Here is an 18,897-nt window from a genome sequence, read left to right as displayed (position 1 = left end):
GTCCTGCTTGCCGAACGACTCGACGTTGACGAACTTCAGCCTCGTCTCCCACTGGCCGGCGAAGGAGGAGCCGGAGAAGAGGGCGAGCAGGCCCAGCCACCTCCAGCGTGGACCCGCAGGTCGAGGCCAGGATCCTGTACGGGCTGCGGGACGCGGCCGAGTCCTCGACCGTCGTGGTCGTCGCCTACCGGATGGCCACGATCGCCCTGGCCGACGAGGTGGTCTTCCTCGACCACGGCCGGGTCGTGGACCGGGGCCCGCACGAGGAGCTGCTGGAACGCTGCGAGGGCTACCGCAACCTGGTGACCGCCTACGAGCGCGAGGAAGCCGAGCGCGCCGCCATCGACCTGCAGGCAGAAGAGGAAGAAGGGGTCAGCGCATGACGGCGCAGAGCATCCAGGGCAACTCTGAACGTTCCGCGCTCGCCACGATCCGGCATGGCCTCTCGCTCACGCCCGAGTTCCGCAAGGGGCTGGCGGGCACGCTGGCGCTGGCCGTCGTCGCGACCATCGGCAAGATCATCGTGCCGATCGCGGTCCAGCAGACGATCGACACGGGGCTCAAGGGCGGCTCGCCGGACATTCCGTACATCACCAAGGCTGTTCTTATATGCGCGGCCGCGGTGCTGCTCACGGCCCTGGCCGCGTACATCATGAACGTCCGCCTCTACAAGGCCACCGAGTCGTCCCTGGCGACGCTGCGCGTGCGCGGCTTCCGCCACGTGCACGACCTGTCGGTGCTCACCCAGAACACCGAGCGGCGCGGCTCCCTGGTCTCGCGCGTCACCAACGACATCGACCAGATCAGCGCGTTCATGCAGTGGGGCGGGCTGATGATCATCGTGGCGTTCGGGCAGCTGTTCGTGGCGACCGTGCTCATGTTCGTCTACTCCTGGCAGCTCACCCTGCTCGTCTGGGCGTGCTTCATCCCGCTGATGATCGCGCTGCCGCGCTTCCAGCGCCTGCTGTCGCGGGCGTACACGATCGTGCGCGAGCGCACCGGCGACATGCTGGCGGCGGTCAGCGAGTCCGTCGTCGGGGCCACCGTCATCAGGGCGTACGCCTCCGAGGGCCGCACCGCCGAGCGCATCGACACCGCCGTGAACGCCAACCGCCGCGCCCAGGTCAGGGCGCAGACCATCGTCGGCTTCGTCTTCCCTCTGACCGAGATCGTGGCCGCCGTCGCCATCGGCGCGATCGTGCTGCTCGGCGTGCGGCTCGGCCTGTCGGGCGACATCACGCAGGGGCAGCTGGTGGCGTTCCTGTTCCTGGTGACGCTGTTCGTCTCGCCGCTGCAGACGGCCACCGAGGTGCTGAACGAGGCCCAGAACGCCATCGCCGGCTGGCGCCGCATCCTGGGCGTGCTCGACACGCCGGCCGACGTGGCCGACCCCGGCGACCAGGGCGTGACGCTGCCCCGCGGCCCCATCTCGGTCGCCTTCGAGAACGTGCACTTCTCCTACCCCGGCGGCGCGCCCGTGCTGCGCGAGGTCACCGTGGACATCCCGCCGCGCTCGCGGGTCGCCGTGGTGGGGGAGACGGGGTCGGGCAAGACCACGTTCGCCAAGCTCCTGACCCGCCTCATGGACCCGGGCGCGGGCCGCGTCACGGTGGACGGCCACGACCTGCGCGACGTCCGCTTCTCCTCGCTGCGCGAGCGGATCGTCATGGTGCCGCAGGACGGCTTCCTGTTCGACGGGACGCTGGAGGAGAACGTCCGCTACGGCAAGCCGTCGGCCACCACCGAGGAGATCCGGCTCGCGATGACCGAGCTGGGCCTGGCCGACTGGCTGGAGGGCCTGCCCGCCGGGCTGGACACCCCCGTGGGCCAGCGCGGCGAGTCCCTCTCTGCGGGCGAGCGGCAGCTCGTCGCCCTGGCGCGGGCGTACCTGGCCGACCCCGACCTGCTCCTGCTGGACGAGGCCACCTCGGCGGTGGACCCGGCCACGGAGGTACGGCTGGCGCGGGCGCTGGAGGGCGTGACGCGGGGCCGTACGGCGGTCTCGATCGCGCACCGCCTGTCGACGGCGGAGAACGCCGACGAGGTCCTGGTCTTCGACGCGGGCCGCCTGGTGCAGCGCGGCCCGCACGCCGAGCTGGTGGGGGAGCCCGGCGTGTACGCCGACCTGCACGCGTCGTGGATCTCCGCGGCCCGCTCCTGACCGAACGTGACGTCCCTGCCCGCGTGCCCGATAAACCGGGCACGCGGGCAGGCTGGTTGAATGGACGCATGTCCCTTGACCCCAAGATCGCCGCGCGGTTGAAGCGCGACGCCGACGGCCTGGTCGCCGCCATCGCCCAGCAGTACGACACCGGCGAGGTGCTCATGCTGGCCTGGATGAACGACGAGGCGCTGCATCGGACGCTCACCACCGGCCGGGCCACCTACTGGTCCCGCAGCCGCGCCGAGCTCTGGGTGAAGGGCGACACCTCCGGCCACGTCCAGCACGTCAAGGCGGTGGCCCTCGACTGCGACGGCGACGCCGTCCTCGTCAAGGTCGACCAGGTCGACGGCGCGTGCCACACCGGAGACCGCACGTGCTTCGACGCCGACCAGCTCGAGATCCCGCTCGGATAGCAGGCCGCATGGGGCACAGAGAGCTGTGGAGCTGGCTGGGGGCGACAGTCCTCGGATGCGTGCTCGTGCTGTTCGGCGCGAGCCGGGCCTGGGTGCGGATCCTGGAGGCGGGCGTGGCCGCGCCCACCGGAGCCGAGCTCAGCCCCGTCCTGACCCCCGTCGCCCTGGCCGCGCTGGCCGGGGTGGTGGCCGTGCTGGCCACCAAGGGCGCGGGGCGCCGCGTCGTCGGGGCGCTGGTCGCCCTGTGCGGGGCGGGCGCGGCGGCCGGGACGTGGACGGCGCTCGGCGGCGACACCGTCACCGGCTGGCTGCGCGAGCAGAACGTCCTGCGCGGCGCCGCCGACCTCCCCTGGGAGGCCGCCCCGCTCTGGCCGGCGGTCACCGCCGCCGGAGCGGTCCTGGTGATCGTCGGTGGGATCGTCGCGATCGTGCGCGGCGGCAGGTGGGCGGGGATGTCGGCGCGCTACGACAGGGGCACCGAGCCGGGCGCCGACGGGGGCGCCAATGAGGGCGCCAATGAGGGCGCCGGCAAGGCCCGCGCCGAGGTCAAGGACGACCGGGCGCTGTGGGACGCGCTCGACCGCGGCGACGACCCCACCGACTCCCGCTGACTCTCCGCGCTATGACGATTTCTTTACTGTTCTGAACCTCTGTCTGCTTGGCAAACGTTTCCTCAATAAGCTGCCGTTGCAACTCGCCACGAACACTTAGGAGCCAGGCGCATGAGCTACGGGGATCAGGGCAGCGGCGGCGGCTACGGCGCGCAGCAGCCCGGCGGTGGGTACGGCCAGCAGCCCCCCAGCGGCGGCGGCGGTTACGGCCAGCAGCCGCCCAGCTACGGGGGTGGGTACGGGCAGCAGCCCCCGACCGGGGGCGGGGGTTACGGGCAGCAGCCCCCCAGCCAGGGCGGGTACGGGGAGCAGCCGCCCAGCTATCCGCAGGAGCCGCTCGGCTACGGCCAGCAGCCCCCGAGCGCCGGCGGCTACGGCCAGCAGCCCCCCAGCTACGGCCAGCAGGCCTATGGTCAGCAGGGTTACGGCCAGCAGGGCTACGGCTACGGCGCGCCGCCCCAGCAGCCCAGGTCCACCAACGGCATGGCGGTGGCCTCGCTCGTCCTGGGCATCATCGGCCTGATCTTCTGCGGGGTCACCAGCATCCCGGGCGTGATCCTCGGCCACATCGCCCTCAACCGGATCAAGAAGACCGGCGAGGAGGGCTCGGGCATGGCCGTCGGCGGTCTGGTCACGTCCTACATCACCGTCGTGATCTGGGTGCTGTGCTGGCTCATCTTCGGCGGGCTCATCCTGTCGATGATCGGGCTCAGCGCCGCCGCCACGTCGTCCTCGTACGACTACTGAACCGGCCGGTAACCCTCCGCGAGTGTGGCCGGACCGTGACGAGCCGCTTGCGGTCCGATTACGAATTGTCCGCAAAATGGACGTTCTTCCACGTAGGGGGCGTATCCTCGCTAGGCTGCCGCGCGCAACTTGCCACGAATAACAACATGAGAGGTCCTTCATGAGTTACGGCAATCAGGGCGACGGCGGCTACGGCTCGCAGCCGCCCGGCGGCGGTTATGGCCAGCAGCCCCCGAGCGGTGGCGGCTACGGCCAGCAGCCTCCGAGCGGCGGCGGTGGCTATGGCCAGCAGCCCCCGAGTGGCGGTGGCTACGGCGGTGGTTACGGCCAGCAGCCCCCCAGCGGTGGCGGCTACGGCCAGCAGCCCCCCAGCGGTGGCGGCTACGGCCAGCAGCCTCCGAGCGGCGGTGGCTACGGTTACGGCCAGCAGCCCCCGGCCGGTGGCAACCCGCCGGACAACCACCTGGTCGCGGCCATCCTGACCACCCTGTTCTGCTGCCTTCCCCTGGGCATCGTGTCGATCGTCAAGTCTTCGCAGGTCAACTCGAAGTGGCAGGTCGGCGACTTCCAGGGTGCCGCGCTGGCGAGCGAGGAGGCCAAGACCTGGTGGAAGCGGTCGTTGATCGCGGGCATCATCTGGTGGGTGCTGGTCATCCTCTTCTACGTGGTGGTGTTCGTCCTCCTGGCCGCCAGTGTCCCGAGCTCGAGCTACTGAGCCGGAAGGCGGATACTGAGAGCATGAGCATCGCAACAACCGAGTGGCGCGGCGCGGCGCGCCTCAAGGGCCTGCTCGCGCCGCTCGGTGTTGCGGGCGTGACGGGCGCCGTGTTCGCGTTCGTCGGGATGGTGGACCCCAACCAGCCGGGCCACTACCCGACCTGCCCGTTCCTGGCGCTCACCCACCTCTACTGCCCGGGCTGCGGCACGCTGCGGACCATCCACGCGCTCGCCCATCTCGACCCGGCCACCGCGCTCGGGATGAACCCTCTCGCCGTGGCCATGATGCCGTTCCTGCTGTTCTGGTGGGGGAGATGGGTCGTACGCGCCTGGCAGGGCAGGCCGAGACGCACCACGCTCGCCCATCCGGCGTGGCTGTGGGCGTTCCTCGCCCTCGTCGTGGTCTACTGGGTCGTACGTAACCTGCCGTTCGGGGCGTTCCTCGCTCCGTAGGGACTCCCAGCCGGGGGGCCTGTGGTGAGGTGACCCCGTGCGGGCCGATACCATCGCAGGACAAGGCAGAGAGCGGACGCGACGCGAACTCTCCGCCGCCCCCACAGTCGACCGGAGGGACCTCAAGCGCGTGAGTGAGCGGACGGAAGGGCCGAGTGTCCTCGACGACATCCTCGACGGGGTGCGCGCCGACCTCGCCGCACGTCAGCAGGCCGTGTCCATTGACGAGCTCAAGCGGCGGGCCGAGCGCGCCCACGCGCCCAGAGACGCCATGGCCGCGCTCGGGGGCGACAGGATCTCGGTGATCGCCGAGGTCAAGCGGTCGAGCCCGTCCAAGGGCGCGCTGGCCGCCATCGCCGACCCGGCCGCGCTGGCGGCCGACTACGAAGAGGGCGGCGCCCACGTCATCAGCGTGCTGACCGAGCGGCGCAAGTTCGGCGGCAGCCTCGAGGACCTGGCGGCGGTTCGCGCCCGGGTCGACATCCCGATCCTGCGCAAAGACTTCATCCTGACCTCCTACCAGCTCTGGGAGGCCCGGGCCCACGGCGCCGACCTGGCGCTGCTGATGGTCGTCTGCCTGGAGCAGGAGGCGCTGGTGTCGCTGATCGAGCGGGCCGAGTCGATCGGGCTCACCCCGCTGGTCGAGGTGCACACCGAGGAGGAGCTCGAGCGGGCGGTCGCCGCCGGTGCCCGGGTCATCGGGATCAACGCGCGCAACCTCAAGACACTCGAAGTCGATCGCGAGGTCTTCACGAAGCTGGCGCCCAAGATCCCCGATAATGTGATCAAGATTGCCGAGTCGGGCGTGCGCGGCCCGCACGACCTGCTCGCCTATGCCAGGGCCGGCGCCGACGCCGTCCTGGTCGGGGAGAGCCTGGTCACCGGCAAGGACCCGCGCAAGGCAGTGGAGGCCCTGGTGACCGCCGGCGCCCATCCAGCGACGCGCCCCGACCACTCAGCAGAGGGATAGCAGTGGCACACGAAGGCTCCATCCTGACCGCCGCCGACCTGACGGGCAACGGCCCGCTCGGCGACGACCCAGATGTGCACGGCAAGTTCGGCATCTTCGGCGGCCGGTTCGTCCCCGAGGCGCTCATCCCGGCGCTCGACGAGGTGGCCGCGGTCTACGAGAAGGCCAGGAACGACCCGGAGTTCCTGCGGGAGTTCGACCATCTGCTGCGCACGTACGCGGGCCGGCCGACCACGCTGACCGACGTGCCGCGCTTCAGCGAGCACGCCGGCGGCGCCAGGATCGTGCTCAAGCGTGAGGACCTCACCCACACCGGCGCTCACAAGATCAACAACGTGCTCGGCCAGGCCCTGCTGACCAAGCGGCTGGGCAAGAAGCGCGTGATCGCCGAGACCGGCGCGGGCCAGCACGGCGTGGCCACCGCCACCGCGGCCGCCCTGCTCGGCCTGGAGTGCGTGATCTACATGGGCGCGGTCGACTGCGAGCGCCAGGCGCTCAACGTCGCCAGGATGAAGCTGCTCGGCGCCACCGTGGTGCCGGTGACCAACGGCTCCCAGACGCTGAAGGACGCCATCAACGAGGCGTTCCGCGACTGGGTGACCAACGTCGACTCCACCCACTACCTGTTCGGCACGATCGCGGGGCCGCACCCGTTCCCCGAGATCGTCCGCGACTTCGCGCGCATCATCGGCGTCGAGGCCCGCCGCCAGATCCAGGAGCTGACCGGCGGCCTGCCCGACGCGGTGTGCGCGGCGGTCGGCGGCGGCAGCAACGCGATCGGCATCTTCCACGCCTTCCTCGGCGACAAGGACGTCCAGCTGCACGGCTACGAGGCCGCCGGGCGCGGCCTGGAGTCCGGCGAGCACGCGCTCACGCTCACCGCCGGCTCGATCGGCGTGCTGCACGGCTCGCGCACGTACGTGCTGCAGGACGACGAGGGCCAGACCATCGAGTCCCACTCGATCTCGGCCGGGCTCGACTACCCGGGCGTCGGCCCCGAGCACGCCTGGCTGAAGGACTCGGGCCGCGCCACCTACCACGGCGTCACCGACGACGCGGCGATGGCCGCGTTCTCGCTGCTGGCCAGGACCGAGGGCATCATCCCGGCCATCGAGTCCTCCCACGCCCTGGCGGGCGCGCTGGAGCTGGGCCGCGAGCTCGGCCCCGAGGCGACCATCCTGGTCAACCTCTCCGGCCGCGGCGACAAAGACATGGGCACGGCGATGAAATACTTCAACCTCTGACGAGCCGCCACCCCGGCGTGGGGTCCCGCGCCGGGGGATAACTGGTGGGACTCGACCTTCGAAACGGACAGACATGACGACTCTTCAGACGGTTTTCGCAAAGGCGAAGGCGGACAACCGGGCCGCGCTCGTCGGCTACCTGCCCGCGGGCTTCCCCTCCAAGGGCGGCGACGTCGCCGCGGCTGCGGCCCTGGTCGAGGCCGGCTGCGACGTCATCGAGATCGGCCTGCCCTACTCCGACCCGCTGATGGACGGGCCGACGATCCAGGACGCGGTGCACCGTTCGCTGGTCAACGGCACGCGCATCGCCGACGTGCTGCGCACGGTCGAGGGCGTCGCCGCCACCGGTGCCGCCACGCTCGTCATGACCTACTGGAACCCCATCGACAAGTACGGCGCCGAGCGGTTCGCCCGCGACCTCGCCAACGCGGGCGGCGTGGGCACGATCACGCCCGACCTGACGCCCGAGGAGTCGGAGCCGTGGCGGGCGGCGTCCGCGTCCGCGGGCATCGACACGGTGTTCCTGGTGGCGCCGAGCTCGACCGAGCAGCGCATCAAGGCCGTCGTCGACTGCTGCACGGGCTTCGTGTACGCGGCCTCGCTGATGGGCGTCACCGGCGCCAGGGAGAGCGTCAACGTCGCCGCCGAGGGCCTGGTCGAGCGGACCCGGGCGCACACGGACCTGCCGGTGTGCGTGGGCCTCGGCGTGGGCACGGGCGCGCAGGCGGCCGAGGTGGCGACCTACGCCGACGGGGTGATCGTGGGGTCGGCGTTCATCCGCCGCATCCTCGACGCGTCCGACGAGGCCGAGGGCCGGTCCTCCATCGGAGCCCTGGCCAGGGACATGGCCCAGGGGGTCCGCCGGTAAGGGCGCTTTACCGCCTATGTGACGAAATTTCGGGATTGGTGCAAGGATCTGGCGCGTAGGTCCTTGGCGTGCGGTCCGGGGCGGGTGATGATCGGGGCCCCGAAGCGGTGTGACGCACGACCCCGAAAGGACACCGATGCGTCCCAGCCCTCTCACGTTCGCAGCGGCCCTCGTACTCGCGGTCACGGCCATGACCGCCCCGGCGTCCGCCGGTCCTGCCCCGGCGTCGGTAGGCCCCGAACCGGCGTCTGCAAGCCCGGAACCCACCCCGACGTACGCGTTGCCGTCCCCGGAGACGCCGCTCACCGGGACACCCCCGCCCAGCCCCACCGCGCAGAACGAGCCGCCCAGGCCCGCGCGGGTGGCCCGCCCGATCGCGATCTCGTCCCCGGCGCTGCGCGTGGAGCTCGACCCCGACTTCCCGCGTGTCCTGGGCTACACCGACCGGGCGAGCGGCGCCACGCTCGGGGGCAGCGCGGGCGTGCCCGCCGTCGTCCTCAACGGCCAGGCGCGAGCCGCCACCGTGGCGCTGACCGGGAACGACGGCGCGACCGCCCGCTACCGGCTGACCTTCCCCGATCTCGGCGGCGTCGCGCTCGGGGCGAGCATCGGGGTCAAGGGCCGGGTGACGACGTTCCGGATCGACTCGGTGGCCGACACCGAGGCGTTCCGCGTCAACACCATCGACCTGCCCGGCCATGACCTGGTGTCGGTGTCGAGCGCGCAGCCGGGCGCGGCGACCGCGTTCACCCGGCTGGATCCCAACTCCACCCGCACCGCCGACGTCTTCGCCCAGGTCACGCCGGGCACCGTGCCCGACGATGGCCCGGTCGGGGCCACGTACGCGATCGTGAACACCGACCGGCTGGCCGCCGCGATCGAGACGAACTCCACCTACGACCGCCCCTCGGGCGTCACCGACCGGGACGCCGCCAGGCTCTGGCACCAGGCCAGGAAGGACGCCGGCGGCACGGTCACCGTGGGCGTGTGGAGCGGCCAGTGGACGCACCGCGCGACCGGCTCGCCGTTCACCGAGGAGCCGCCCTGGGCCAAGGTCGTGATCACGCCCGACGCCAACGGCGACGGGGCGCTCGACTGGCAGGACGGCGCGGTGGCGTTCAGGGCCGTCGCCGTCAAGGCCCCCGGCGCCGAACGGACCAGGGACCGCGTGGTCACGCACATCCCGTTCAACTTCTCCAGCCAGGCCACGCACCCGTTCCTGCGCACCCTGGACGACGTCAAGCGCATCTCGCTGGCCACCGACGGCCTCGGGCAGCTCGCGCTGCTCAAGGGCTACCAGTCGGAGGGCCACGACGCGGCGCACCCCGACTACGGCGGCAACTACAACCGGCGCGCGGGCGGGCTGAAGGACCTGAACACGCTGCTCAAGGCCGGCAAGGGCTGGAACGCCACGTTCGGCGTGCACGTCAACGCCACCGAGTCCTACCCCGAGGCCAGGAGCTTCAGCGAGCAGCTCGTCGACAAGGCCGCCAAGGGCTGGAACTGGCTCGACCAGGCGTACCTGATCGACCAGCGCGGCGACCTCACCAGGGGCACCCTGGCCGGGCGCTTCGCGCAGCTGCGCGCCGAGACCGACCGCAACCTCGCGGTGCTGTACGTGGACGTGTTCAGGCCGTTCGGCTGGGTCGCCGACCGCATGCTGGCCGAGCTGCGCGAGCAGGGCTGGCAGGTGACCACGGAGTGGTCGGACAAGCTGGAACGCGCCTCCCTGTGGTCCCACTGGGCCAACGACCTCAACTACGGCGGGGTCACCAACAAGGGGCTGAACTCCCAGATCATCCGGTTCATCCGCAACGACGAGAAGGACGTCTGGAACGCCCACCCGATCCTCGGCAACGCCCGCATCGTCGAGTTCGAGGGCTGGCAGGCGAAGAACGACTTCACCGCGTTCTACCGCAACATCTGGGAGCACAACCTGCCGGTCAAGTTCCTGCAGCACTACAAGATCATGGACTGGAACGCGGACGAGATCGTCTTCACCGGCGGCGTGCGCGGCACGTACCGGGACGGGAGGCGCGAACTGTTCGCCGGCGGGCACAAGGTGCTCGACGGGGGCACCTACCTGCTGCCGTGGCAGGGCAGGTACTACCACTACAACCCGGCGGGAGGGGTCACGACCTGGGACGCCGACCGGCCGATGACCGTCTACCGGCTCACCGGCCAGGGCCGCGTGGCCGTCGGCACGGTCACCCCGGAGCACGGGAAGATCACGTTGCGGGCCGAGGCGGGCGTGCCGTACGTGCTCTACCCCGGCAAGGCACCCCGGCAGCCGGACCCGGGCTGGGGGCAGGGTGGCGGCGTGCGCGACCCCGGCTTCAACGGCGACCGGCTCGCCGGATGGACCGTCACGGGCCCCGTGAGCGTCCGCGAGAACGACCTGGGACAGCGGGTGGCGCTGCTCGGCGGCGGGGCGCGGGCGCGGCTGGAGCAGCGGCTGACGGGCCTGCGGCCCGGCCGCACCTACACCGCCTCCGCCTTCGTCGAGGTCGAGCCGGGCAGGACCCGCGAGACCACCCTGGAGGTCGCCGGTCAGGCGGTGACGGTCAGCCGGTCCACGGCCAGGAACTACATCGCCTCCGACGAGAAGCACGACACCTTCTTCCAGCGGGCCAAGGTGACCTTCACCGCGCCCGGCACGTCGGCCACCCTGCGGATCACGGCCGCCGCCGCGGACGGGGACGTGCGGGTGGACGATGTGAGGCTGTTCGAGCGGGAGCCGGCCGGTGACGTGGAGACGTTCGAGTCGAACGAGCCCGGCTGGGGGCCGTTCGTGAAGGGGGACGCGGGCGGGTCGTTCGACGCGCGCACGCACCTGTCCGAGCGGCACGAGCCGTACACGCAGGCCGGGTGGAACGGCAAGACGATCGACGACGTGCTGAACGGCGACTGGTCGCTGAAGGCGCACGAGGAGCGCCAGGGGCTCATCTACCGCACGCTGCCGTGGACCGCGCGGTTCGAGCCGGGGCACGCGTACGAGGTGTCCTTCGCCTACCAGAGCGCGCAGGCGGACGCGTACCAGTGGGTGACCGGCTACGACAAGGGCGGCGCCGGCGTCGAGACCCGGCGCACGCCCATCCCCGAGCGGCGGACCACGGGGACGTTCAGGGAGCGGGTGGTCGCGGGGTGCGGGGACGTGTGGGTCGGGCTCCGTTCGCTCAAGGCCGAGCAGGCCGGGGCCGACTTCGTCCTCGACGACTTCTCCGTGACCGACCTCGGCGCGGCGCCGGACGCGCAGGCGTGCGGGTCGCTGGAGGTGGCGCCCGCGGGCGTCTTGGAGCAGGGGAGGGCCAACGAGGTCGTCACCACGTTCACGAACCACGAGGACTCGACGGCCCAGGACGTGCGGGTGACGCTGGACGTACCGGACGGGTGGACGGCCACCGGCGACGGGACCGGCGTCGTGGAGCCGGGCGCCAAGTTGACCACGACCTGGCAGGTCACCCCGCCCGTGGACGCCTCCGGGAGCTACGAGCTCGGGGCCGCTGTGGGCTACTCCGTGGGCGGCGTGGCGAAGCGGCTCACCGCGTCCGCGACCGTGCGCACGCCGCCCCGGCCGCCCGCGGAGGACGCCTACGCCAGCGACCTGGAGTGGGTCACCGCGGACAACGGCTGGGGGCCGGTGGAGCGCGACCGGTCCAACGGCGACACCGGCGAGGCCGACGGCGGGCCGATCGTCATCGGCGGGCGGACGTTCGCCAAGGGGCTCGGCACGCACGCGCCGGCCAGGGTCCGCTTCCACCTGGGCGGCGCGTGCACGGGGTTCACGGCGTTCGTGGGGGTCGACGACGTGCAGGCCACGCGGGGGTCCGTGCAGTTCGCCGTGGTGGCGGACGGGGTGGAGAAGGCGCGCAGCCCGGTCCTGCGGGCCGCCGACGCGGCGTACGAGCTGAGCGCCGACCTGGCCGGAGCCCGTTACGTGGACCTGGTGGCCGGGGACGGCGGCGACGGGAACGGCAACGATCACGCCGACTGGGGGGAGGCCAGGTTCACGTGCGGCTGAGCGGGCCCGGCCAGGTTCGCGTGCGGCTGAGCGGGCCCTTCAGGCCCGGACCGCCCTGGTGAACAGCGCGGCCAGCCCGTCGGCGTACTCGGCCGGGTCCGCGTCGGGGTCGGCCTCCAGCAGGAACGGCAGCCCGTCCAGCGCGCGCTGGACCGCCATCGCGGTCACCCGCACGTTGATCGCCCCGAACTCGCCGCTCTCCTGCCCCCAGACCAGTAACCGCTCGAGGTGGGACAGAGCCGACAGGCCGGTGGCCTCGGGGCGGTGGTTGATGAGGATCTCCGTGGCGGCGCGCATCTCGGCGCGGTGCTCGCTGACGTACTCCGCCAGGGAGCGGATGTACGTCTCCAGCGCCGCGCCGGCCGTGCGCTGCGTGCTCACCCGCTCGGTCATGAACGCCGAAAGCCGCCCCTGGATCGTCGCGACCACCTGGGCGATCAGCTCGTCCTTGCCCGCGAAGTGGTACGAGATCAGGCGCGTGCTGCTGAGCCCGGCAGATCGGGCGATCCGGGCGAACGACGCCTGATGGTAACCGAGCTCGGCGATCGTCGCGATGGTCGCCGTCACGATCTGCGCCCGTCTGGCGGAGCCCGTGACCGTTACTTGCATGCGTAAATTTTTACTTGACTGCGTAATTCCCGCAAGAAACACGGCTTAGCCGGTGCTTATCCGCCGCGTGGTCATATGGATTCCCGATACTGTGCCCATCCCGGCGCAGAGAAAGAGGAGATGGCGTGTGGACGCGTCACTATCGTCACGCGGTGAGTTCTCGGCGATACCCTGGGTGACGACCGTCGCCCGGCTGGTCCTGGGCGGGGTGCTGATCGCGGCGGGTGGGCTCAAGATCGGCAACCCGGCCGATTCGGTCGTGGCGGTCAAGGCTTACCAGCTGCTGCCCGAATCGATCGCCGTCACGGTGGGCTACGCCCTGCCGATCCTGGAGATCGTCGTCGGCCTGCTGCTGGTCGTCGGTCTGCTGACCAGGGTGGCCGCGGTGATCGCCGGGCTGCTCATGTTCGCCTTCGTGTTCGGCATCGCCTGGGCCTGGGCGCACGGCCTGCGGATCGACTGCGGCTGCTTCGGTGGCGGCGGCCAGCTGGGGGTAGGGGAGGAGCCGACGTACTTGCTCGACATCCTGCGCGACTTCGGGCTCGTGCTGCTCGGCGCCTGGGCGGTGCGTTTCCCGCCGGGCCGTTTCGCGCTCGACGGCGCCCTTGGACTGGGGGGCGACAATCGTATTGAAGGGGATGACGACGATGAGCAAGGCTGAGCGCACCAAGACGAAGAGCGCGCGCGAGAAGATCAGGGAACAGCAGGCCGAGGCACGCCTGCGCGAAAGGCGCAGGCGCATCGCCACGTACGTGACCGCCGGGGCGGTCGCGGTGGCCGCCGTCGGGCTCGGCTGGTGGTACGCGGCCAGCAACTCGCAGTCCGAGCAGGCCGCCGGAGCGCTCGCGTCGGTCACGGTGCAGCCCGACGGCTCGGTCGTGATGGCCAACCAGGGCGTCGCCGGGCCCGTGGTCGACATCTACGAGGACTTCCAGTGTCCCGCCTGCAAGGAGCTCGAGCGGGTCAGCGGCCAGACCTTCAAGAACCTCGCCGCCGAGGGCAAGGCCAAGGTCGTCTACCACCCGATCACGATCTTCTCCCAGGAGCCGACCAAGTCCAACTCCGTACGCGCGGGCAGTGCCGCCCGATGTGTCGCCGACGGCAAGCAGTGGGTCGCCTTCCATGACCTGCTCTACCAGAACCAGCCGTCCGAGACCGAGGCCGGTTTCACGGTCGACCAGCTGAAGAGCTGGGGCAAGCAGGCCGGGGTGACCGCGCCGGACTTCGACCAGTGCGTCGCCACGCAGAAGCACGCCGCCGCGCAGCTCTCGTACAGCAAGAAGATCATCGATGCGCAGAAGATCGACCATACGCCGACGGTGAAACTGAACGGCAAGGAAATCGACAATCCCGTACTCTTCAGCCCGCAAGATCTGCGCGAAGCGATTACGAAGGCGGCCAAGTAGTCTCTCTTCCGCTACCCTCACGTGACATGCCCCTTGCCTCGATTCCCAGCCCTTCCCAGGGGGTCTGGTATCTCGGAATCATCCCGATCCGGGCTTATGCGCTATGCATCGTGCTCGGCGTCATCGTCGCCGTCTGGCTGAGCGAGCGGCGCTGGCAGGCCCGCGGTGGCCAGAAGGGGACGATCGTCGACATCGCGGTCCCCGCGGTCATCTTCGGCCTGATCGGCGGCCGCCTCTACCACGTCATCACCGACTGGCAGACCTACTTCGGCAGCCGCGCGATCAAGGAGCCCATCCAGGCGCTGTTCATCTGGGAGGGCGGCCTCGGCATCTGGGGCGCGATCTCACTCGGCGCGCTCGGCGTCTGGTTCGCCGTGCGCAAACGCGGCATCTCCATGAGCGCCGTCGCCGACACGGTCGCGCCCGGCATCGCCTTCGCCCAGGCCATCGGCCGCTGGGGCAACTGGTTCAACCAGGAGCTCTACGGCTCGCCGACCACGCTGCCGTGGGGCCTGGAGATCGACGCCGACCACGGGGGGGAGCCGGGGGTGCTCTACCACCCGACCTTCCTGTACGAGTCGCTGTGGGACGTAGCGCTCGGCTTCGTGCTCCTCTTCGCGGGCCGGCGCTTCGCCCTGCGCCACGGGCGGCTGTTCGCCCTCTACGTCGCCGGCTACACGCTGGGCCGCTTCTGGATCGAAGGGCTGCGCATCGACCCGGTCGGCGGCGTGGACCACGCGGTGACGTTCCTCGGGCTGCGGATCAACCAGTGGACGTCGATCGTGCTGTTCGTGGCGGCGCTGGCGTACTTCTGGCTGTCCAGGAACCGGGACAGCGTGGAGATCGTGGCCCCGGCCGACCCGGCTCACCCCGCCGACCAGGCGGACGCCGACTCCGAGGACCCGCAGGAGACCACCTCGACCGACGACGGCGAGGACAATCCGAGCCCTCGACCATCAGCCGATACGTCCAAGGACCCCGAAGCCACGGACGACCCGGCTCCGGAGACCGACAAGACCACGGACGCGGAAGTCACAGAAGTCACGGACGGTCCGGCGCCGGCAGCCGAAAAGGCCGAGAAGCCTGAGCAGGCCGAGAAGGCCGAGGACGACGGAGCGAAGGATGCCCCGCCGCCGGCGGATGATGTGACCCCCGCCGACGGGGTAGAGGCATCTGACGCCGAAGTCGTGACGAAGGAGAAGAACTCGCGATGAGTGGTCGCGCGGAGATCCACCACCAGCATCGCGACGTCACCGGAGGCTGGTTGCGGCCCTCGGTGTTCGGCGCGATGGACGGCCTGGTGTCGAACTTCGCGCTCATCGCGGGTGTCGCGGGCGGGACGACCAACACGAAGGTCATCGCCCTCGGAGGCGTCGCCGGGCTCGCCGCCGGCGCGCTGTCCATGGCGGGCGGCGAGTACGTCTCGGTCGCCAGCCAGCGCGAGCTGGCCCAGGCCGAGATCGCCGTGGAACGGCGCGAGCTCGCCCGCCACCCTGACGACGAGCAGGCGGAGCTGGCACAGACGTTCGTCGACAAGGGCGTGGAGCCCGGCCTGGCCGCCGAGGTGTCCAGGCAGATCTCCCGCAACCCGGACCGCGCGCTGGAGGTCCACGCCCAGAACGAACTGGGCGTCGCCCCCGGCGACCTGCCCTCACCGGTGGTGGCCGCGGTGTCGTCGTTCCTGTCGTTCAGCCTGGGGGCTGTGCTGCCCCTGCTGCCGTACCTGCTCGGCGCCAGGGACCTGGCGCTGTCGGCCGCGGTGTCCTGCGTGGCCCTGTTCGCGGCGGGTGCGCTGGTCTCGGCGGTGACGGCGCGCAGCTGGTGGTTCTCAGGGCTGCGCCAGCTCGTGGTGGGCGTGATCGCCGCGGCGGTCACGTTCGGCCTCGGCAACCTGATCGGGGCGGCGGGCCTGTGATGGCCCGCAGGAGAGCCGGTTCAGGCGGTCACGGCAGATCCTCCTCCGGCCAGGACGGCACGGGCCGCACCCGCGGCGGCCACTCGCCCGGCAGAGACCAGGACACCCCCACCCCCGGCCAGCCGACCCCAGACCCGAACGCCGCCGCCGGCCGGGCCGGCGGTAGTTGGCCTGCGCGTGATGTGCAGGACGCCGGTGGTAGCTGGCCGGCCCGTGATGTGCAGGACACGAGCGGGAGTTGGCCTGCGCGGGATGCCGGCCGTGCTGGTGGTCGCCGGGCGGTGGGTTCGGATGGTGCTGGCCCGGCCGGTGCCAGTTGGCCCGCTCGGGATGTCCAGGACGCCGGCGGTAGCTGGCCCGCGCGGGATGTGCAGGATGCCGGCCGTGCTGGTGGTCGCCGGGCGGCGGGTGCCGATGGTGCTGGCCCGGTTGGTGCCAGTTGGCCCGCGCGTGATGTGCAGGACGCGGGTGGTAGTTGGCCGGCCCGTGATGTGCAGGACACGAGCGGGAGTTGGCCTGCGCGGGATGCCGGCCGTGCTGGTGGTCGCCGGGCGGCGGGTTCGGATGGCGCTGGCCCGGCTGGTGGCAGTTGGCCGGCGCGAGACATTCAAGACGCTGGTGGCAGTTGGCCGGCGCGTGATGTGCAGGACACCGGCGGTAGCTGGCCGGCACGGGACGTTCCGGACGCGGGCGGTAGCTGGCCGGCCCGTGATGTGCAGGACGCGGGAGGCAGCTGGCCTGCGCGGAACCTGCGGGACACGGGTGGTAGTTGGCCTGCTCGGGATGTCCAGGACGCGGGTGGCAGCTGGCCCGCTCGAGAGGCGCAGGACACCGGCGGTGCCGGGGGGCGCCGGGCATCAGGCTCGGATGACGCCGGCCGTACTGGCGGCGGTGGTCGGCCCGCGTCGGAGGGGCGAGGCAGCCGTCGTGCCGGTGGTCGCCGGTCTGCGGGCGCGGCCGACTCCGGGCGGGCCGGTCGCGCCCGGCCATCCGTAGACCCGGACGGTGGAGGCCACGCAGCTGGCGGCTGGCCGGCGGCAGGCGCGGACGGTGGCTGGCAGTCGAGTGGCGACGCCCAGCCGACACCGGGTGCAGGTGGCCGCCACGCTGGCGACGAGGGTAGGCCCGGTGCCGGTGCCAGTGCCGGTCCTGGTGCCACTGGCGGCGGCGGTCCTGGTGCGGCTGGCGGGGCGGGCGCTGGTGCCACGGGCGGGGCTGGCGTCGGCACCGGCGGCTGGACTGCCGGAGGCCAGGGCGACGATGGTCAGCTGTTGGCCGAGGCGACCGGCGGCGGGCGGCTGCCGTCCGGTAAGAGCGGTGAAAGGCGTTCCGGGCGCAGGCGAGCGAAGGCGAACCACGGCGCCGATGACCAGTCGGCGAGCGGCGGCGACCGCGGAAACTGGGCAGCAGACGGCGACCTTGGAAACTGGGCGGCCGGCGGCGACGAGTCCGCACCCGATGCGGTCGGTGGTGACTGGGCGGTCAGCGGTATGCGGTCCGTCACCGAGGGGACCCGACCCCGCCGAGCCGGCGGCCGACGTTCGGCGGCCGAGACCGATGGAGGTCGTTCGGCATCCGGAGGCCGCGGTCGTCGTTCGGCGGCGGCCCAAGGCGGCCGTTCGGCGGCTGAGACCGACGGCGGTCGCTCGGTGGCTGGGGCGGAAGGTGGCCGCTCGGCAACAGCCGCCGAAGGTGGCCGATTGGTGGCCGGCGCCGATGGCGGTTGGTCAGTGCTCGGGGCCGAGGATGACCGGTTGGCCGACGGTCCATTGGACTTCGGGGCCGACGGTGGATTTTCGACTTCTGAGACTCGCGACGGGAAGGCCGATGGCGCCGGGCGGCCGGGGAAGTTCTCGCGTACGCGACGGCGTCCGCCGCCTTCCGACTGGCAACTCCCGCTGCTCACCCACATGGGCTTGCGGCCCAAGCAGCAGCGGCTGATCGTCATCATCGCCACGATCGTCGGCGTGCTGGCGGGCGGGACCGGGCTGGTGGTCGCCATCAACTCCATCGGCGGCTACTCCCCGCAGCGGCAGGCCGGCTCCTCCATGATCGCGCCGGACACAGCGCTCCCGCACGTCTTCCGAGGGTGGGGCTCGCCCAAGCTGTTCGACCCCGTCACGGACAGGGCCAAGGACCAGCGGGCCCTGACCGAGAAGGAGGTGTTCGGGCAGAGCGAGCTTGCCGTGTCCAAGAAGCTCAAGCTCAAGCTGGTCACCAAGAAACTCGACGCCGACTGCTCGGCGGCGCTGTGGGGCGCGAACCTCCTCGAACTGGTGTCGGACGCCGGATGTACCCAAGTCGCCCGCGGCCTCTACGCGAGCTCCGACGGCCGGTACATCGGCCAGTACACGCTACTCAACCTCAAGGACGGCAAGTCGGCCGCCGGCCTGGTGGAGTCGTTGAAGACGCTTTACCGGGGCGGTTGGACGCGTCCCCTGGAGTCCGCCAAGGCCGCCTTCCCCGCCGGCGGCTACTCCGAGGCGGGCGGCTACGCCCTCGGCCACTATGTCGGCCTGGTGTGGCTGGGGAAGACCGACGGCGCGGATCCCGGCCCCAAGGACGACTTCGTCTCACTCACTCTGGCGCTGCGCGGCGCGGAGAAGGCCGTCTACCGCCGCGTCGTCACGATCACCGGACCGTCCTCCTGATGCCGAACCACCTACCCCCGAACAACACCCGCCCCTGGCACCGGTCCCGTGACGTCGTCACGATCGCCGAGGGCGGTTGCCTGAGGGTCAGGGGAGTTGCCGCGATGG

At 71.4% G+C, this 18,897-nt stretch carries 16 protein-coding genes and 1 pseudogene; 16 read left to right on the top strand and 1 reads right to left on the bottom strand.

What is annotated here, in order from left to right; all coding sequences use genetic code 11:
* Positions 1-95: 95 nt before the first annotated feature.
* The 11 genes and pseudogenes from ACWDX9_RS22735 to ACWDX9_RS22685 all read left to right on the top strand — a co-directional run.
* Positions 96-383, top strand: a pseudogene (locus ACWDX9_RS22735) (ABC transporter ATP-binding protein); the annotation flags it as partial.
* Positions 380-2,161, top strand: a complete 1,782-nt coding sequence (locus ACWDX9_RS22730) for an ABC transporter ATP-binding protein (RefSeq protein WP_449957067.1) — start codon at positions 380-382, stop codon at positions 2,159-2,161. The pseudogene ACWDX9_RS22735 and the gene ACWDX9_RS22730, both read left to right, overlap by 4 nt.
* A 68-nt stretch (positions 2,162-2,229) precedes the next feature.
* Positions 2,230-2,577, top strand: coding sequence for a phosphoribosyl-AMP cyclohydrolase (gene hisI / locus ACWDX9_RS22725; protein WP_185073053.1), 348 nt, complete (start codon positions 2,230-2,232; stop codon positions 2,575-2,577).
* A gap of 8 nt (positions 2,578-2,585) precedes the next feature.
* On the top strand, positions 2,586-3,188 hold the full coding sequence (locus tag ACWDX9_RS22720; RefSeq protein ID WP_449957065.1) for a Trp biosynthesis-associated membrane protein: 603 nt from the start codon (positions 2,586-2,588) through the stop codon (positions 3,186-3,188).
* 111 nt (positions 3,189-3,299) lie between these two features.
* The gene (locus ACWDX9_RS22715; protein ID WP_449957063.1) at positions 3,300-3,935 is read left to right on the top strand and encodes a DUF4190 domain-containing protein; all 636 of its coding nucleotides are present in this window, start codon (positions 3,300-3,302) and stop codon (positions 3,933-3,935) included.
* A 160-nt stretch (positions 3,936-4,095) separates the two neighbouring features.
* Positions 4,096-4,650 carry a CD225/dispanin family protein gene (locus ACWDX9_RS22710; RefSeq protein WP_449957062.1) on the top strand — a complete coding sequence of 185 codons (555 nt, stop codon included), beginning with the start codon at positions 4,096-4,098 and terminating at the stop codon, positions 4,648-4,650.
* Between the two features lie 23 nt (positions 4,651-4,673).
* Entirely contained in the window at positions 4,674-5,105 is a 432-nt protein-coding gene (locus ACWDX9_RS22705; protein ID WP_449957060.1) for a DUF2752 domain-containing protein, read from the top strand.
* 130 nt (positions 5,106-5,235) lie between these two features.
* Positions 5,236-6,075, top strand: a complete 840-nt coding sequence (trpC, locus tag ACWDX9_RS22700) for an indole-3-glycerol phosphate synthase TrpC (protein WP_192792295.1) — start codon at positions 5,236-5,238, stop codon at positions 6,073-6,075.
* A gap of 38 nt (positions 6,076-6,113) precedes the next feature.
* Entirely contained in the window at positions 6,114-7,319 is a 1,206-nt protein-coding gene (trpB, locus tag ACWDX9_RS22695) for a tryptophan synthase subunit beta (RefSeq protein WP_449957069.1), read from the top strand.
* 73 nt (positions 7,320-7,392) lie between these two features.
* Complete coding sequence (trpA, locus tag ACWDX9_RS22690) at positions 7,393-8,187, top strand: tryptophan synthase subunit alpha (RefSeq protein WP_397366082.1); 795 nt, start codon at positions 7,393-7,395, stop codon at positions 8,185-8,187.
* 136 nt (positions 8,188-8,323) lie between these two features.
* Positions 8,324-12,208 (top strand): endo-alpha-N-acetylgalactosaminidase family protein, encoded by a 3,885-nt coding sequence (locus ACWDX9_RS22685; RefSeq protein ID WP_449957058.1) that lies wholly within the window; start codon positions 8,324-8,326, stop codon positions 12,206-12,208.
* A 39-nt stretch (positions 12,209-12,247) separates the two neighbouring features.
* On the opposite strand, the gene ACWDX9_RS22680 is transcribed toward ACWDX9_RS22685, so the two are convergent.
* A complete protein-coding gene (locus ACWDX9_RS22680) occupies positions 12,248-12,817 on the bottom strand; it encodes a TetR/AcrR family transcriptional regulator (protein WP_449957056.1) in 570 nt (189 codons plus the stop codon).
* A 175-nt stretch (positions 12,818-12,992) separates the two neighbouring features.
* Here ACWDX9_RS22680 and ACWDX9_RS22675 point away from each other — a divergent pair, with 175 nt between their 5' ends.
* The 5 genes from ACWDX9_RS22675 (at position 12,993) to ACWDX9_RS22655 (ending at position 18,789) form a co-directional block, all read left to right on the top strand.
* Complete coding sequence (locus ACWDX9_RS22675) at positions 12,993-13,478, top strand: MauE/DoxX family redox-associated membrane protein (RefSeq protein WP_192792298.1); 486 nt, start codon at positions 12,993-12,995, stop codon at positions 13,476-13,478.
* On the top strand, positions 13,465-14,223 hold the full coding sequence (locus ACWDX9_RS22670; protein ID WP_449957054.1) for a DsbA family protein: 759 nt from the start codon (positions 13,465-13,467) through the stop codon (positions 14,221-14,223). The genes ACWDX9_RS22675 and ACWDX9_RS22670 overlap by 14 nt, the downstream gene beginning before the upstream one ends.
* A gap of 110 nt (positions 14,224-14,333) precedes the next feature.
* Complete coding sequence (gene lgt, locus ACWDX9_RS22665) at positions 14,334-15,437, top strand: prolipoprotein diacylglyceryl transferase (RefSeq protein WP_449957052.1); 1,104 nt, start codon at positions 14,334-14,336, stop codon at positions 15,435-15,437.
* Positions 15,434-16,138 (top strand): VIT1/CCC1 transporter family protein, encoded by a 705-nt coding sequence (locus ACWDX9_RS22660; protein ID WP_449891907.1) that lies wholly within the window; start codon positions 15,434-15,436, stop codon positions 16,136-16,138. Before lgt ends, ACWDX9_RS22660 begins: the two co-directional genes overlap by 4 nt.
* A 1,910-nt stretch (positions 16,139-18,048) precedes the next feature.
* Positions 18,049-18,789, top strand: coding sequence for a hypothetical protein (locus ACWDX9_RS22655; RefSeq protein WP_449957051.1), 741 nt, complete (start codon positions 18,049-18,051; stop codon positions 18,787-18,789).
* The last annotated feature ends 108 nt before the right edge of the window (positions 18,790-18,897 follow it).

This window comes from Nonomuraea sp. NPDC003201 (genome assembly GCF_053590415.1).
The sequence above is the reverse complement of the archived record's forward strand: the minus strand, read 5'-3'. Positions and strand labels throughout refer to the sequence as shown.

Excerpts from the sequence above, each read along its gene's own strand:
- ACWDX9_RS22670 (WP_449957054.1), top strand. The coding sequence starts at position 13,465 with ATGAGCAAGGCTGAGCGCACCAAGACGAAGAGCGCGCGCGAGAAGATC.
- ACWDX9_RS22715 (WP_449957063.1), top strand. The coding sequence starts at position 3,300 with ATGAGCTACGGGGATCAGGGCAGCGGCGGCGGCTACGGCGCGCAGCAG.
- hisI (WP_185073053.1), top strand. The coding sequence starts at position 2,230 with ATGTCCCTTGACCCCAAGATCGCCGCGCGGTTGAAGCGCGACGCCGAC.
- ACWDX9_RS22710 (WP_449957062.1), top strand. The coding sequence starts at position 4,096 with ATGAGTTACGGCAATCAGGGCGACGGCGGCTACGGCTCGCAGCCGCCC.
- trpA (WP_397366082.1), top strand. The coding sequence starts at position 7,393 with ATGACGACTCTTCAGACGGTTTTCGCAAAGGCGAAGGCGGACAACCGG.
- ACWDX9_RS22660 (WP_449891907.1), top strand. The coding sequence starts at position 15,434 with ATGAGTGGTCGCGCGGAGATCCACCACCAGCATCGCGACGTCACCGGA.
- ACWDX9_RS22685 (WP_449957058.1), top strand. The coding sequence starts at position 8,324 with ATGCGTCCCAGCCCTCTCACGTTCGCAGCGGCCCTCGTACTCGCGGTC.
- ACWDX9_RS22655 (WP_449957051.1), top strand. The coding sequence starts at position 18,049 with ATGGGCTTGCGGCCCAAGCAGCAGCGGCTGATCGTCATCATCGCCACG.
- ACWDX9_RS22730 (WP_449957067.1), top strand. The coding sequence starts at position 380 with ATGACGGCGCAGAGCATCCAGGGCAACTCTGAACGTTCCGCGCTCGCC.
- ACWDX9_RS22720 (WP_449957065.1), top strand. The coding sequence starts at position 2,586 with ATGGGGCACAGAGAGCTGTGGAGCTGGCTGGGGGCGACAGTCCTCGGA.
- ACWDX9_RS22705 (WP_449957060.1), top strand. The coding sequence starts at position 4,674 with ATGAGCATCGCAACAACCGAGTGGCGCGGCGCGGCGCGCCTCAAGGGC.
- ACWDX9_RS22680 (WP_449957056.1), bottom strand. The coding sequence starts at position 12,817 with ATGCAAGTAACGGTCACGGGCTCCGCCAGACGGGCGCAGATCGTGACG.